The organism is Nonomuraea sp. MTCD27 (genome assembly GCF_041950495.1).
GTDB lineage: Bacteria > Actinomycetota > Actinomycetes > Streptosporangiales > Streptosporangiaceae > Nonomuraea.
Window position 1 is genome coordinate 170454 of sequence record NZ_JBGNUW010000012.1, and the last position, 14151, is coordinate 184604.

The following is a 14151-nucleotide window of genomic DNA, read 5'->3' on the forward strand; positions in this document are numbered from 1 at the left end:
ACCCTCCCCCGCCATCCGATCAGGCCCTGCCCGCGGCGACGTTCAGGCCGGCGGCGCTCCGGCGGCGGCGCAGGGCCTCGTCGTAGCGGTGCCAGATCAGCGCCGCCACGTCGGGATCGGCGCCCAGCGGCGCGCTCACCAGCCCCGCCCCGGCCGAGACCAGCCGGGAGTGGAAGAAGCCGGGCGCCAGCACGTACGACGCGATCGCCACGCGGGCGGCCGGGGTCGAGCCCAGCCGCTCCATGGCCTCCTCCAGCGTCGGCGTCCCCGCCGACGCGAAGGCGGCCGTCACCGGGCGCGCCAGGCGCACGGCGAGCTGGTGGGCGGCGGCGCGCACGTCGGCCAGGGCCGCCGGGTCGGAGGAGCCGGCCGCGCCGAGCAGCACGGCGTCCGTGGAGCGCAGCCCGGCCCGCGCCAGCTTGCGGGCCAGCGCCGAGGTCAGCAGCCGGTGCGGCCCCAGCCACCCGGCCACGACCGCGTCGGGGCGGTGCTCGGCGATGACGTCCGGCAGGTCGATGTGGGCGTGGTAGCCGCCGGCCAGCAGGAGGGGGACCACGACGACCGGGCCGCGCACCGCGGGCAGCACCTCCAACAGGAGGGGCGAGCTGATCTCCAGGTAGCTCAGCTCCACGCGCTGCCCGGGACGGGCCCTTCTGACCGTCTCGGCCAGCGACGACAGGGTCTGCTCCCCCTCGGCGCTGCGCGTGCCGTGCGCGGCCAGGACGAGTGCGGGCGTCACAGGGCTCCCCCGCCGGAACGGGCGCGGCCGGGGGACGCGGTGCCCCAGGACATGGTGGACTCCTCAGCGGAACGGACGGGCGTGCGGGTCAAAATCCCGCCTCGTACAGGCAGGCGAGCCGGTAGCCGCGCTTGACCACCGTCTCGACGATCCCGCTGGGCCCGAGGGCCCGGCGCAGCCGGGTGATGGCCATCTCCACGGCGTGCTCGGCCGAGTCGCGGGCGACGCTGCCCGGCAGCACGGTACGCAGGTCGGCCCGGGACACCACGTGCCCCGGCTTGTCGGCCAGGCGCTTGAGCACCGCCATCGGGGCGGGCGGCAGCGGCCGCAGCTCCCCGTCCACGACCACGGCGTGGCCGCGGATCTCCAGCTGGTGGTCACCGGCGGTGACCCTGGTGACGCCGTGCTCCGGCAGGTGCCGGGCCAGGGCGCGGGCCAGCGCGCCGAGCCGCGAGCGGTCCGGCTGCAGCGTCTGCACGCCGCGCGAGGTGAGCGGGTCGGCGGTGACGGGGCCCACGCAGGCGGCCACCACCGGTCCGCTGAACGCGGCCAGCAGCGCCTCCTCCAGCCCTTCGGCCCGGGCCGCGCCCAGCATGGCGTGCACGGCGGGCGCGCTGGTGAAGGCCACCGCGTCCACCGAGCCGGAGATCGTCTGGCTGATGAGGCGGCGCAGCGGCGAGATGTCGCGGTAGGGCAGCCACCGGTAGACCGGGATCTCGATCACCTCGGCCCCGGCCCCGCGCAGCTCGGCCACGAACTCGCTGAGCGGCTCACCGTGCTGCTGCACCGCGATGCGCCGCCCGCGCAGGTCCTGGGCCAGGAGATACTGCTTGACCTCCTCGCACGACTCGGTCGCGGGGGTCCAGTGGTCGTTGAGCCCGGCCGCTCGCACCGCTCCCCTGGCCTTGGGGCCGCGGGTGAGCAGGCGGGCGGTGGCCAGGTGTTCGCCCAGGTCGGAGGACAGCCCCCAGCCCTCGGCGGCGGCCATCCAGCCGCGGAAGCCGACGCCGGTGGTGACCACCACGTCGTCCAGCGGCGCCTCCAGGCTGAGCCGGGTGGCCGCGAGCAGGTCGGTGTCCTCCGCCAGCGGGACGAGGCGGATCGCGGGGGCGCTGACGACGCGCGCGCCGCGGCGCTCCAGCAGCGCCCCGAACTCCTCCCGCCGTCTGGTCGCGGTCACGCCGACGGTGAAGCCCGACAGGGCGTCGGGCGCCGTCTCCGGGGAAGAGCCGCCCTCCAGGGGAAGCGCACTCATGCCTGCACCTCCAGGTCGTCCAGGTAGTCGTGGATGCCTGGCCGGGCCCCGAGCACCCGGCCAGGCATCACAGGCGCGTGTGACGCAAGTGAGATCACCCTCCGATACTGCTTTCGGGTGGTTTCACCGCTGGGTCTCTTCTGTTACCGCTGTGCTACAAGGCAGGAGCTTCGGGGTTGACGGGAGGCGGTCCAGGGAAACGTAGGTCATGACGACGCCGCCTATCGGGGAGTTGCGGGTGACGGTTCGCCCTATTCGCATGTTCGATGATCCGGTGCTCCGCTCGGTCGCGGCGCCGGTCCAGGACTTCGATCGGGAGCTGCGGCGCCTGGTGAAGTCACTGACCGCCACCATGCGGGCCGTCTCGGGGCGGGCCGGCCTGGCGGCGCCGCAGATCGGCGAGCCGGTGCGGGTGGTGGTCTACTCCTACGACGGCAAGTCGGGCCATCTGGTCAACCCGCGGCTGGAGCTGTCGGAGCGGCGCGTCACCGCCGACGAGGCATGCCTTTCGGCGCCCGGGGTGTGGTGGCCACTGGAACGTTCCTACATGGTCACGGCGCGCGGCCGTGACATGTTCGGCAAACCCGTGACCGTGCGGGCGCTCGGCGTGCTGGCCAGGGTGCTGCAGCACGAGGCCGACCACCTCGACGGCGTGCTGTTCAGCGACCACCTCGAAGCGGCCGAGCGGGAACGCTTTCTCTCGGAGGCTCTGCCCGCAGGTTGAGCTCCCTCCGCTGGGCGGGGTCGGTGCCGCCCCACACTCCGTACGCCTGGCTGGTGTTCAGCGCGTAGTTCAGGCACGGCTCGCGTACGGGGCAGCCGTCGCACACCCGCTTGGCCCGCTCGACCTGATACTGGCTCGGACCTTCCATGGAGATCGGGAAGAACAATTCCGGGTCCAGGTCGAGGCAGGCGGCCCTGCGTGTCCAGTCGAGCATCATCATGACCTTGACGCCTACCCACTGACCTGGGCGCTATACCTCGCTGAGCAGCCGATCCCAGTCGGCCAGGAACCGGCCGAGCCCGTATCTCGCCAGCGCGGCCGCCCTGGCCGCCTTGCCGGCCTGGCGCGCCGTCTCCGGATCCTCCGCGTACGCGTGCAACGCGTCGGCCAGCACGTTCACCTTCGTGGACAGCACGCCGGCCTCCGGCGGCACCGCCTCGATCGCCTCGGTGGCCGCGAGCGCGACCACGGGCATGCCCAGCGTCATGGCCTCGATGAGGGCCAGCCCCAGTGAGGTCCAGCGGTAGGGGTGCAGGTAGACCCGGCGGCGGGCCAGCTCGGCGTGCATGACGTGCTGGGGCAGGTCCTCGTGGGCGCCGTACGGCAGCCCCGCCGCCGTCAGCTCCGCCACCTTCATCCCGAACACGTCGAGGGGCACCCGCTCGGCGAAGCGGGGCAGCAGGTCCGTGCCGGCGACCCTGGTGCGGCGTACCGGCTCGTTGACCACGACGCCCGCCCTGGGCAGCTCGCCGGTGTACAGGTGGCCGGGGTCGGGGATGCCGTGCTCGATCACGCGGGTGGGCGCCCGGCCGTTGTCCCAGTAGAGCTCGTTGAAGTTGGTGACGTGCACGAGCGTGACGTCGCTCCGGCCGGCCAGCGGGTGCCGGGCGCGCGGCACGTCGCCGGCGGGGGTGTTGTGCTCGACGTACACGCCGGGCACCTCGCGGCCCAGCCACTCGCGGGCCAGGTCGATCTCGTGCGGGCGCTGGTAGACGACGACGTCCACGGGTTCGTGGCGCAGCCGGTCCCAGGGCACCTCCCGGGCGCTGCCGGGCCAGTCGAACGTGGCCGCCCGTCCCCGGCCGTCGGGACCACGGCCGGGAACGAGCGGCAGCAGGTAGTCGTGGGAGCCCCTGATGAACGCGCTGGTCCAGGAGCCGTGCACGTGCCAGATGAGGATCCTCACCAGCGGCTCCAGCCCATGGCGCGGGCCCAGGGCGCCGACACGGCCGGCACGGGCGCCGCCGCGTCGCTCAGCACGCGGTCCACGACGTCGGTCAGGTCGTCCGCGACCTCGGCGGCTTCCTGGATCTCCCGCCGCAGCGTCTCCTTCGTCGGCACCAGGATGCCCCTGGCTCCGGCAGCCCTGGCGGCCTCCATGTCGCGGCCGATGTCGCCCACCACCACGCAGTCGCGGGGGCTGACGTCGAGCACGGCGGCGGCCCTGATCACGAGCCCGGGAGCGGGTTTGCGGCAGGTGCAGCCGTCGCCGTCGTCGTGCACGCAGATCGCCCACGCGTCGAACGGCCCCAGCAGCTCCTCCACCTTGGCGTTCACCTGGTCCATGTCGTCCGGGGACAGCAGGCCCTTGGCGACGCCCGACTGGTTGGTGACCACGGCCACCGGCACGTCGGCGCGTCTGAGCCGGCCGAGCGCCTCGACCGCGCCCGGCATGGGCTCGACGAGGTCCGGATCACCGTTGTACGGCACGTCCCTGATCAAGGTTCCGTCCCGGTCGAAGAGCACGGCGCCGGGACGTCGCTTTTCGAACACCATTCACCTCCGTCGCGTGTCCGGCAGCTACCCGGCGCCTGCCCCGGCAAACAACTACTCAGGGTGACCAATCCCAGGCGGCCGCGCCTGTTTCCGCATCTCGGGAGCTCGCGGAATGTTTGAGGACCGCTTCTCTCGGTAGCGGTTCTCGACATCCTTAGGGGGAGGAAGCATGAAGTTTCTCGGCATCAACGCGATCTTCCACGACCCGGCCGCCGCCCTGGTGGTCGACGGGAGGATCGTCGCCGCGGCGGAGGAAGAGCGCTTCAGCCGCCGCAAGCACGGCAAGCGGCCGCTGGCGTTCTCCGCGTGGGAGCTGCCCGAGCAGGCCGCCGCCTGGTGCCTGCGCGAGGCTGGCCTCGCCCCCGAGGACATCGACGCCGTGGCCTACTCCTACGACCCGTCCCTGGTGGTCCAGAAGCCGGAGGGCGACTGGGAGGACCTGCGGACGAGGTACGCGGTGCGCGCCCCGGCCTTCCTCGCCACGGCGCTGCCCGGCCTGGATCCCGGCCAGGTCAGCTACGTGCCGCACCACGTGGCGCACGCCGCCTCGGCCGGCCTGGCCGCGCCCTGGCGCGACTGCGCGGTCCTGGTGTGCGACGGGCGGGGCGAGAACGTCTCCCACCTGGCGGGCGTCTACCGCGGCGGCGACCTGGAGGTGCTGGCCACGCAGGAGCTCCCGCACTCGCTGGGCCTCATGTACGAGGACGTCACCGAGCACCTCGGCTTCCTGCGCTCCAGCGACGAGTACAAGGTGATGGCGATGGCCTCCTACGGCCGTCCCCGCCACCTGGAGGCGCTGCGCGAGGTGATCCACACGACCGGGGACGGCGGGTTCCGCGTCGAGCCGGTCGACTGGAACGTGTACGCCAAGGCGCTCAAGAAGGGCGCCCCCTGGACCTCCGACCACGCCGACCTGGCCGCCAGCGTGCAGACGCGGCTGGAGGAGGTGCTCCTGGAGCTGGTGCGCTGGTTGCACGAGCGGACCGGCGAGCGGCGCCTGGCGCTGGCCGGCGGGGTGGCGCTCAACTGCGTGGCCAACACCAGGCTGCTGGACGAGGGGCCGTTCGACGAGCTGTGGGTCCAGCCGGCCGCGGGCGACTCCGGCACCGCGCTGGGCGGGGCGCTGCACCTGGCGCACGCCTACGGCGAGCCGGCCGCGCCCATGCCCGGGGCGGCGCTCGGGCGCGGCTTCACCGACGAGGAGCTCGGGGCCTGGCTGGACGTGGCCCGCGTGCCGCACACCCGCCCGGCCGACCTGGCCGCCGCCGTGGCCGCCGAGCTGGCGGCCGACCGGATCGTGGCCTGGTTCCAGGGCCGTTCCGAGTACGGGCCGCGCGCGCTCGGGCACCGGTCGCTGCTGGCGCATCCGGGGCACGCCCGCAACACCGAGCGGCTGAACGACGTCAAGGGGCGCGAGCAGTTCCGGCCCATCGCGCCGATGGTGCTGGAGTCGCGGGCCGGGGACATCTTCGGGCGGGGGCCGGTGCCCTCGCCGTACATGCTGTTCGTCCACGACGTGCACCCCGACTGGGCGGCGCGCATCCCGGCGGTCGTGCACGTGGACGGGACGGCCCGGATCCAGACGGTCTCGCCGCAGGAGCAGCCGCTGATGGCGCGGGTGCTGAGCGAGTTCGAGGCGCGTACGGGGCTGCCCGTGGTGGTCAACACGAGCCTCAACACCGCCGGGCGGCCCATGGTGGACGACCCGCGCGACGCGCTGGAGTGCTTCGGCTCCTCGCCGGTGGACGTGCTGGCCCTGGGACCGTACCTGGTACGGCGGGCGGAGGTGTTCGCCTCGTGATCACCGTGGTGATCCCCACCATCGGACGGCCCACGCTCCGCGACACGCTGGCGGCCGTGGGGCCCGGCGTGCCGGTGGTCGTGGTGGACGACCGGAAGCCGGCGGACGCGCCCGGGCTCTCGCTGCCCGCGCACGTACGCGTCGTCCGGTCGGGCGGGCGGGGGCCCGCGGCGGCACGGAACGCCGGGTGGCGGGCCGCGGAGACGCCGTGGGTGGTGTTCCTCGACGACGACGTGATCCCGGAGCCCGGGTGGGCCGAGGCGGTCTGGAAGGACCTGGTGGACCTGCCGGACGACGTGGCGGGCAGCCAGGGGCGCATCGTGGTGCCGCTGCCCGCCGGCCGCCGGCCCACCGACGCCGAGCGGAACACCGCCGGGCTGGCCGAGGCGTTGTGGGTGACGGCCGACATGGCCTACCGGCGTACGGTGCTGGAGGCGCTGGACGGGTTCGACGAGCGGTTCCCCCGGGCGTACCGGGAGGATGCCGACCTGGCGCTGCGGGTGACGCGGGCCGGGCACCGGCTGGTCAGGGGCGCGCGGGCGACGGCGCATCCGGTGCGGTCCGACGGGTTCTGGGCGAGCGTGCGCTTCCAGCGCGGCAACGCCGACGACGCGCTCATGCGGCGCCTGCACGGGCCGGAGTGGCGGGCCGCCATCGGCGGCGGGCCCGGCCGGCTGCGCCTGCACGCACTCACGACCGCCGCCGGGCTGGCCGCCGCCCTCCTCGCCGGCGCCGCCCTCGCCACCCGCCGCCCCGCCACCCGCCGCCCCGCCGACCGCCGCCCTGCCGACCGCCTGTTCGCGGCGATCCGGCGGCGGCCCGCGGCCCCGCGGGTGCTGCCCGCGCTGGCGGTGGCCGCCGGAGGCGCGTGGGCGGCGCTGACCGCCGAGTTCGCGTGGCGGCGCGTCGCTCCGGGGCCGCGTACCCCGGGCGAGGTGCTGCGGATGGCCGTCACCAGCGTGGTGATCCCGCCGGTCGCGTGCGCGCACCGGGTGCGGGGGGAATGGAGGGTGCGGCGATGAGCGGTCGCATGACCGGTACGACCCCGCGCGGCGCGGCGCCGAGCGGCGTCGAGGTCCGCGGGACGGCGACGCACGACCCCCCGGCACCCGAGACCACGTCGGGAGACCCCGGGTCGCGCGGCGCGGCGCCCGGCAGCGCGCCCGGCAGTGCGCCCGGCAGTGCGCCCGCGCGCGGGACGGCCCGGCGACGGCGGCGCGACGGGCGGGATCGGGGGCGCGTGCTCGTGGCGCGGCTCGACGACGCCGGCGACGTGCTGCTGGCCGGCCCCGCCGTACGGGCCGTGCGGACGCAGGCCCGCGAGGTGGTGTTCCTCGCCGGCCCGAACGGCCGGGCCGCGGCCGAGCTGCTGCCCGGCGTGGACCGGGTGATCGGCTGGCACGCCCCCTGGATCGACCACACCCCGCCACCCGTCACCCCCGAACTGGTCGCCGACCTCGCCGGGCAGCTGCGGGGCATCGACGAGGCGGTGCTGCTCACCTCGTTCCACCAGTCGGCGCTGCCGCTGGCGCTGCTGCTCAGGCTGGCCGGGGTGGCCAGGATCACCGCCATCAGCAACGACTACCCGGGCTCGCTGCTCGACGTGCGGCACGTGGTGGACGAGAGCGTCGACGTGCCGGAGGCGGAGCGGATGCTGGCGGTCGCGCGGGCGGCCGGATTCGAGCTGCCGGCGGGCGATGACGGCGAACTCGCTGTTCAGCGGCCATTGCCGGATATAGAGAAATTTACGGGGCACTTTCTAGGCGTCGGCGGCGTGGCCGACAAAGGCACGTATGTCGTGGTGCACCCAGGGACCTCGGCCCCCGCCCGGACCTGGCCTGCCGACAGGCATCGCCAGACCGTCCGGGAGTTGGCCGAAGACGGGCACCAGGTCGTCGTGACCGGAACGGAAAGTGACCTCACCGCCTACGTGGCCAGCGATGTCGCGGTCAACCTGGGCGGCGTGACCACATTCGCAGAACTGGCTGCCGTGATCGAACGTGCCAGCGTGCTCGTGGCGGGCAACACCGGCCCCGCGCACCTGGCCGCGGCAGTCGGCACACCGGTCGTGAGCCTGTTCGCCCCTGTCGTCCCGGCGGCGCGGTGGGCCCCGTACGGCGTGCCCGTGGTGCTGCTGGGTGACCAACACGCGCCCTGCCGTGGAAGCAGGGCGCGCACCTGCCCGGTGCCCGGGCACCCGTGCCTGTCCCAGGTGACAAGTGAGCAGGTGGTCAAGGCAGTGAGGGAGCTGACGCAGTGAAGGTCGATCTCATCTCGGAGCACGCGGATCCGCTGGCCACGGTCGGCGGCGTGGACTCCGGCGGCCAGAACGTCTACGTCGCCGCGCTGGCCGTGGCCCTCGCCGAGCGCGGGCACACGGTAACGGTCCACACCCGGCGCTCCTCCGAGTCGCAACCCAAGTCGGTGAGCCTGGCGCCGGGCGTCACGGTCGAGTACGTCACGGCCGGTCCCCCGGCCCCCGTCCCCAAGGACGAGCTGCCCCCGTACATGCCGGAGTTCACCGAGCGGCTGGCCGAGCGCTGGGCCGCCCGCCCGCCGGACGTCGCGCACGCGCACTTCTGGATGAGCGGGCAGGCGGCGCTGCGTGCGGCGGCCGGCGCGCTGCCGGTGGTGCAGACCTTCCACGCCCTCGGCACCGTCAAGCGGCGCTGGCAGGGCGACGCGGACACCAGCCCATCGCACCGGATCGACACCGAGCGCGAGATCGGCCTGCGTGCCGACGCCGTGCTGGCCACCTGCAGCGACGAGGTGAGCGAGCTGTGCGCGATGGGCATCCCCGAGCGGCGCATCGCGGTCGTGCCGTGCGGGGTGGACCTGGCGGCGTTCTGCCCCGACGGGCCGGTGGCGCCGCGCCCGGCGGGCAAGGTCGTCCTCAGCATCGGCCGGATGGTGCCGCGCAAGGGCGTGGACACCCTGATCAGGGCGATGCGCCAGCTTCCCGGCGCCGACCTGGTGATCGCCGGCGGGGCCGATGACGACGAGGAGTCGGCGCGGCTGCGCGAGCTGGCCGAGGGGTACGGGATCGAGCGCCGCGTCCACGTGATCGGCAGCGTGCCGCGCACCCACGTGCCGGCCCTGATGCGCTCGGCCGACGTCGTGGTGACGGTGCCCTGGTACGAGCCGTTCGGCATGGTCCCGGTGGAGGCGATGGCCTGCGGCGTGCCGGTCGTGGCCTCGGCGGTCGGCGGCCACCTGGACACGGTGGCGGGCTGCGGCGTGCTGGTGCCCCCGCGCCGGCCGCGCGCCCTGGCCAGAGCCCTGAAGGAGCTGCTCGGCGACCCGGACCGGCGGGCGACGCTCGGTGCGGCGGGAGCCCGCCGGGCCCGCGAACGGTACGGCTGGCCGCACGTGGCCGAACGCACCGAGGCCGTGTACACGCAGGCCATCGACGGCAAGGTCTGCCATCTGGCCGCCCTGGGGGGTTGATCATGGATGCTCATCTGGAGAAACTCTGGAACACCCTGGAGAAGGTCGATGACCACGCGGTCACCGTCCGGGCCTGGGGAGGCAAGCTGGCCGGCGTGCTGGCCGCCGGGGGCAGGCTGCTGGCCTGCGGCAACGGCGGCTCGGCGGCCGAGGCCCAGCACCTGACGGCCGAGCTGGTCGGCAGGTTCAGGGAGGACCGGCAGCCGTACGCGGCGATCCCGCTGCACGCCGACGGCTCGTCACTGACGGCGATCGCCAACGACTTCGGCGCCGAGGAGGTCTACGCCCGCCAGGTGCGGGCGCACGGCCGGCCCGGCGACGTGCTGCTGTGCCTGTCCACCAGCGGCGGCAGCCCGAACGTGCTGGCCGCGGCCAGGGCCGCCCAGCAGGCCGGGCTGGTGGCCTGGGGCATGACCGGGCCCGCACCGAACCCGCTGGCGGAGGTGTGCGACGAGGCCGTGGCGGTGCCCGCCGAGGAGACGGCCACCGTGCAGGAGGTGCATCTCGCGCTGATCCACCTGCTGTGTGACGCGGTGGAGGAGGCGCTGTGACGGGCGGGCCGCTGGTCGTCATCGGGGACACGGTGCTCGACGTGGACGTCGAGGGCGAGGCCGAGCGGCTCTGCCCGGACGCGCCCGTACCGGTGCTCGACGTGTCGGCCGAGCAGGGCCGGCCCGGCGGGGCCGGGCTGGCGGCGCTGCTGGCCGCCCGCGACGGCGCCGACGTCGTGCTGATCACGGCGGTCGGCGACGACCCCGACGGGCACCGCCTGTGCGGGCTGCTGTCGGAGGAGCTCGACCTCGTCCGGCTGCCGCTGCGCGGCGGGACCGTACGCAAGACGCGGGTCAGGTCCAGGGGCCAGACGCTGGTCAGGCTGGACACCGGCGACGGCACGGCCAGGTACTCGCCCACCGCCGAGGCGGCCGAGGCGATCGAGCGGGCCGGCGCCGTACTGGTCTCCGACTACGGCAGGGGCGTGGCCAGGATGGCCCACGAGCTGCTGCAGGAGAGCACCGTGCCGGTCGTGTGGGACCCGCATCCCCGGGGCGAGCGGCCGATGCCCGGCTGCGCGCTGCTCACGCCCAGCGAGGCGGAGGCGCGACTGCTGTGCCCGTCCGGCTCCTACCACGGCCCCGACCAGGCGGCCCGCCGCCTGGTCCGGGCGTTGCGGGCCAGAGCGGTGGCCGTCACGACTGGCGAGCGCGGAGCCGCGCTGGCCGTGGAGGGCGGCCCCCTGACCCAGGTCCCGCCGCCGGTCCGGGCCGGCGGCCAGGACGCGTGCGGCGCGGGCGACCGGCTCGCCGGCGCCGCGGCGCTGGCACTGCGTGACGGCGCCGGCACCGAGGAGGCGGTCACGATCGGCGTCGGCGAGGCCTCCCGCTTCGTCGAGCGCGGCGGGGCCGCCGGCGTGAAGGTGCAGGAGCAGCGGCTCGGCGACCGGCCGCGCACGGCCATCGAGGTGGCCCGGCTCACCCGCGCGTACGGCGGCCGGCTGATCGCCACCGGCGGCTGCTTCGACCTGCTGCACGCCGGCCACGTGAGCCTGCTGCGGCGGGCCAGGGCGCTGGGCGACGCGCTGGTCGTCTGCGTCAACTCCGACGACTCGGTACGCCGGCTGAAGGGCCCGCCGAGGCCCATCGTGGACGTACGCGACCGCGTCGAGGTGCTGCGGGCGCTGAGCTGCGTGGACGCGGTGCTGGTGTTCGACGAGGACACCCCCGCGACCGCCATCGAGCTGCTCCGCCCCGACGTGTGGGTGAAGGGCGGCGACTACGAGGGGGAAGTGCTGCCCGAATCCGAGGTCCTCGGCAGGCTCGGCGCGGAGACCGTCGTGCTGAGCACGCTGCCGGGGCGTTCGACAACCAATCTGATCAGGGAGATCCAGTGAATATTTTGATCACCGGGGGTGCCTCCGGGCTCGGCCTGGCCACCGCGGAGGCCGTGGAGAAGGAGGGCTGGAAGGCCCTGGTCGTCGACGTGCGGGAGCCGGACCAGCGCTTCGAGCACGTGACGGCGGACCTGGCCGACCGGGGGCAGGCCGAGCGCGCGGTACGCGAGCTGGCCGAGCGGGCCGGCGGCCTGGACGGCGTGGTGACGGCCGCGGGCATCGACGCGTGCGGGCGGCTGGAGGACGTCCCGGCCGACGACTGGGAGCGGGTCATCCGGGTGAACCTGCTGGGCACGGCCGCGGTCGTGCGGGCCGCGCTGCCGTACCTGAAGCACACCCGCGGCAAGGTCGTCACCTGCGCCTCGACGCTGGGGCTGCGGCCGCTCAGCGACGCCTCGGCGTACTCGGCCTCGAAGTTCGGCGTGGTCGGCTTCACCCGGGGGCTGGCGATCGAGCTGCGCGGGGAGGTGGGGGTGACCCTGCTGATCCCCGGCGGCATGCGGACGAGCTTCTTCGACGGCCGTCCCGAACAGTACAAACCGGGACCCGAGGCAGGGCTGAACGATCCGGCGCACGTGGCCCAGGCGATCGTCTTCGCGCTGCGGCAGCCGGCCGGATGTGAGGTGAGGGAGCTCGTCGTCTGCCCGTCCACGGAGACGTCATGGCCCTAGAACTCCTGGTGCTGCGCGGGCTCGGCCTGGGTGACCTGCTCACGGCCGTGCCCGCCCTGCGGGCGCTGCGCCAGGGCTTCCCCAAGCACCGGATCACGCTGGCGGCGCCCCGGGCGCTGGACGCCCTGCCGCCGCTGACCGGCGCGGTGGACGCCCAGGTGGACGTGTCGGGCCCGGGGCCCATCCCGCCGGACGCGCTGCCGTTCGAGCGGCCGGACATCGCGGTGAACCTGCACGGGAAGGGGCCGCAGAGCATCGAGGCGCTGCGCCGTACGGATCCGGGGCGGCTGATCAGCTTCGGCACCGGCCCCCCGTGGCAGGACGGCGTGCACGAGGTGCGGCGCTGGTGCGGCCTGCTGGAATGGCACGGCGTGCCCGCCGACCCGGCCGACCTGACGCTGGGCATCTCCGACCGTACGGGGCCCGCGATCGTGCATCCGGGCGCCGCCTATCCCGCGCGCCGCTGGCCGCCCGAGCGCTTCGCCGAGGTGGCCTCCGCGCTGGACGACGTGGTGGTCACCGGCACCGCGGCCGAAGTGCCGCTGGCCAGAAGGGTCGCCGAGCTGGCGGGCCTGCCGCCCGAGCGGATGCTGGCCGGACGGACCCGCATGGCCGACCTGGTCGACCTGGTCAGCAGGTCGAAGCTGGTGGTCTGCGGCGACACCGGCGTGGCGCACCTGGCGACGGCGTTCTGCGTGCCGTCGGTGGTGCTGTTCGGGCCGGTCTCCCCCGCGTTGTGGGGACCGCCGCCGGGCTGGCGCCACGTGGCGCTGTGGGCCGGGCAGAACGGCGACCCGCACGGGGAGCGGCCGGACCCCGGCCTGCTGAAGATCGAGGTTTCCGAAGTCGTCGACGCCGCCATGGAGGTCACATCGTGAGGGTTCTGGTCACCGGGGGCGCCGGGTTCCTCGGCTCCTATCTCTGCGAACGCCTGCTGGACGAGGGTGCGGACGTGGTCTGCATGGACAGTTTCCTCACCGGCGGGCCGCGCAACGTCGAGCACCTGCTGGAACGGCCGGAGTTCCGGCTCATCGAGTGCGACCTGACGGGGTACGTGCACGTACCTGACCGGCTGGACCTCGTCCTGCACTTCGCCTCGGCCGCCTCGCCGGCCGACTATCTGCGCTATCCGATCGAGACCCTGCGGGTGGGCAGCGTCGGCACGCTGCACGCGCTGGGGCTGGCCAGGGAGAAGGGTGCCCGGTTCGTGCTGGCCTCGACCAGCGAGGTGTACGGCGACCCGCTGGAGCACCCGCAGCGCGAGACGTACTGGGGCAACGTCAACCCCGTCGGCCCGCGCAGCGTGTACGACGAGGCCAAGCGCTTCGCCGAGTCCCTGACCACCGCCTACCGCCAGTCGCGCGGGACCGACACGGGGATCGTACGCATCTTCAACACCTACGGCCCGCGCATGCGCCCGTTCGACGGCCGGGCGATCCCGACGTTCATCCGGCAGGCGCTGACCGGCGAGCCGATCACCATCACCGGCGACGGCTCCCAGACGCGCTCCATCTGCTACGTCGAGGACACCGTGTCGGGCATCCTGGCCATGGCCCGCAGCGACTTCGCCGGGCCGGTCAACATCGGCAACCCCGACGAGCTGACCATGATGGAGCTGGCCACCCTGATCCGGGACCTGGCCGGGTCGTCGTCGGAGATCAGGTTCATCGACCGCCCGGCCGACGATCCCAAGGTCAGGCGGCCGGACACGTCACTCGCGGCCGAGCGGCTCGGCTGGCGGGCCCAGGTGCCGGCCACCGAGGGGCTGCGGCGCACGATCGACTGGTTCTCGATGGAACTGGCCGCGATCAAGCAGCTCGAACGGCTGGAGGTCTGACGGCCGCCGGGGC

15 protein-coding genes are annotated in these 14151 nt (G+C 74.4%); 10 read left to right on the forward strand and 5 right to left on the reverse strand.

What is annotated here, in order from left to right; all coding sequences use genetic code 11:
* Nucleotides 1–19 precede the first annotated feature (19 nt).
* Complete coding sequence (locus ACBJ59_RS32400) at nt 20–739, reverse strand: sirohydrochlorin chelatase (protein ID WP_375114005.1); 720 nt, start codon at nt 737–739, stop codon at nt 20–22.
* 88 nt (nt 740–827) lie between these two features.
* Nucleotides 828–1994, reverse strand: a complete 1167-nt coding sequence (locus ACBJ59_RS32405) for a uroporphyrinogen-III synthase (protein ID WP_375114006.1) — start codon at nt 1992–1994, stop codon at nt 828–830.
* A gap of 259 nt (nt 1995–2253) precedes the next feature.
* Between ACBJ59_RS32405 and ACBJ59_RS32410 the strand changes: the two genes are divergently transcribed.
* Nucleotides 2254–2718: a peptide deformylase gene (locus ACBJ59_RS32410; RefSeq protein ID WP_375114007.1), complete on the forward strand. Its 465-nt coding sequence runs from the start codon at nt 2254–2256 to the stop codon at nt 2716–2718.
* Here ACBJ59_RS32410 and ACBJ59_RS32415 read toward each other — a convergent pair.
* Genes ACBJ59_RS32415 through ACBJ59_RS32425 form a run of 3 tightly spaced genes read right to left on the reverse strand, consistent with a single transcriptional unit; the run spans nt 2654 to nt 4494 of the window.
* Nucleotides 2654–2938: a WhiB family transcriptional regulator gene (locus tag ACBJ59_RS32415; RefSeq protein ID WP_375114008.1), complete on the reverse strand. Its 285-nt coding sequence runs from the start codon at nt 2936–2938 to the stop codon at nt 2654–2656. The genes ACBJ59_RS32410 and ACBJ59_RS32415 overlap by 65 nt on opposite strands.
* Before the next feature lie 30 nt (nt 2939–2968).
* Nucleotides 2969–3904 (reverse strand): glycosyltransferase, encoded by a 936-nt coding sequence (locus tag ACBJ59_RS32420; protein ID WP_375114009.1) that lies wholly within the window; start codon nt 3902–3904, stop codon nt 2969–2971.
* Nucleotides 3901–4494 carry an HAD-IIIA family hydrolase gene (locus tag ACBJ59_RS32425; protein ID WP_364135017.1) on the reverse strand — a complete coding sequence of 198 codons (594 nt, stop codon included), beginning with the start codon at nt 4492–4494 and terminating at the stop codon, nt 3901–3903. The genes ACBJ59_RS32420 and ACBJ59_RS32425 overlap by 4 nt, the downstream gene beginning before the upstream one ends.
* Before the next feature lie 169 nt (nt 4495–4663).
* On the opposite strand from ACBJ59_RS32425, the gene ACBJ59_RS32430 reads away from it, so the two are divergent.
* The 9 genes from ACBJ59_RS32430 to ACBJ59_RS32470 are packed head-to-tail and all read left to right on the forward strand — an operon-like array spanning nt 4664 to nt 14138.
* Nucleotides 4664–6295, forward strand: coding sequence for a carbamoyltransferase (locus tag ACBJ59_RS32430; protein WP_375114010.1), 1632 nt, complete (start codon nt 4664–4666; stop codon nt 6293–6295).
* The gene (locus ACBJ59_RS32435; RefSeq protein WP_375114011.1) at nt 6292–7317 is read left to right on the forward strand and encodes a glycosyltransferase family 2 protein; all 1026 of its coding nucleotides are present in this window, start codon (nt 6292–6294) and stop codon (nt 7315–7317) included. Before ACBJ59_RS32430 ends, ACBJ59_RS32435 begins: the two co-directional genes overlap by 4 nt.
* Before the next feature lie 8 nt (nt 7318–7325).
* Nucleotides 7326–8555: a glycosyltransferase family 9 protein gene (locus ACBJ59_RS32440; RefSeq protein ID WP_375114012.1), complete on the forward strand. Its 1230-nt coding sequence runs from the start codon at nt 7326–7328 to the stop codon at nt 8553–8555.
* Nucleotides 8552–9742: a glycosyltransferase gene (locus ACBJ59_RS32445; protein ID WP_375114013.1), complete on the forward strand. Its 1191-nt coding sequence runs from the start codon at nt 8552–8554 to the stop codon at nt 9740–9742. The genes ACBJ59_RS32440 and ACBJ59_RS32445 overlap by 4 nt, the downstream gene beginning before the upstream one ends.
* Before the next feature lie 2 nt (nt 9743–9744).
* Entirely contained in the window at nt 9745–10293 is a 549-nt protein-coding gene (locus ACBJ59_RS32450; protein ID WP_364135003.1) for an SIS domain-containing protein, read from the forward strand.
* Nucleotides 10290–11630 carry a PfkB family carbohydrate kinase gene (locus ACBJ59_RS32455; RefSeq protein ID WP_375114014.1) on the forward strand — a complete coding sequence of 447 codons (1341 nt, stop codon included), beginning with the start codon at nt 10290–10292 and terminating at the stop codon, nt 11628–11630. Before ACBJ59_RS32450 ends, ACBJ59_RS32455 begins: the two co-directional genes overlap by 4 nt.
* Nucleotides 11627–12301 (forward strand): SDR family oxidoreductase, encoded by a 675-nt coding sequence (locus tag ACBJ59_RS32460; RefSeq protein WP_364138585.1) that lies wholly within the window; start codon nt 11627–11629, stop codon nt 12299–12301. Before ACBJ59_RS32455 ends, ACBJ59_RS32460 begins: the two co-directional genes overlap by 4 nt.
* Entirely contained in the window at nt 12292–13179 is an 888-nt protein-coding gene (locus tag ACBJ59_RS32465; protein ID WP_375114015.1) for a glycosyltransferase family 9 protein, read from the forward strand. The genes ACBJ59_RS32460 and ACBJ59_RS32465 overlap by 10 nt, the downstream gene beginning before the upstream one ends.
* Nucleotides 13176–14138 carry a UDP-glucuronic acid decarboxylase family protein gene (locus ACBJ59_RS32470; protein ID WP_375114016.1) on the forward strand — a complete coding sequence of 321 codons (963 nt, stop codon included), beginning with the start codon at nt 13176–13178 and terminating at the stop codon, nt 14136–14138. Before ACBJ59_RS32465 ends, ACBJ59_RS32470 begins: the two co-directional genes overlap by 4 nt.
* The last annotated feature ends 13 nt before the right edge of the window (nt 14139–14151 follow it).

What these genes read in the sequence shown, in the direction of transcription:
- ACBJ59_RS32440 (WP_375114012.1), top strand. Translation starts at nt 7,326, where the DNA reads ATGACCGGTACGACCCCGCGCGGCGCGGCGCCGAGCGGCGTCGAGGTC.
- ACBJ59_RS32430 (WP_375114010.1), top strand. Translation starts at nt 4,664, where the DNA reads ATGAAGTTTCTCGGCATCAACGCGATCTTCCACGACCCGGCCGCCGCC.
- ACBJ59_RS32450 (WP_364135003.1), top strand. Translation starts at nt 9,745, where the DNA reads ATGGATGCTCATCTGGAGAAACTCTGGAACACCCTGGAGAAGGTCGAT.
- ACBJ59_RS32465 (WP_375114015.1), top strand. Translation starts at nt 12,292, where the DNA reads ATGGCCCTAGAACTCCTGGTGCTGCGCGGGCTCGGCCTGGGTGACCTG.
- ACBJ59_RS32405 (WP_375114006.1), bottom strand. Translation starts at nt 1,994, where the DNA reads ATGAGTGCGCTTCCCCTGGAGGGCGGCTCTTCCCCGGAGACGGCGCCC.
- ACBJ59_RS32415 (WP_375114008.1), bottom strand. Translation starts at nt 2,938, where the DNA reads ATGATGATGCTCGACTGGACACGCAGGGCCGCCTGCCTCGACCTGGAC.
- ACBJ59_RS32425 (WP_364135017.1), bottom strand. Translation starts at nt 4,494, where the DNA reads ATGGTGTTCGAAAAGCGACGTCCCGGCGCCGTGCTCTTCGACCGGGAC.
- ACBJ59_RS32410 (WP_375114007.1), top strand. Translation starts at nt 2,254, where the DNA reads ATGTTCGATGATCCGGTGCTCCGCTCGGTCGCGGCGCCGGTCCAGGAC.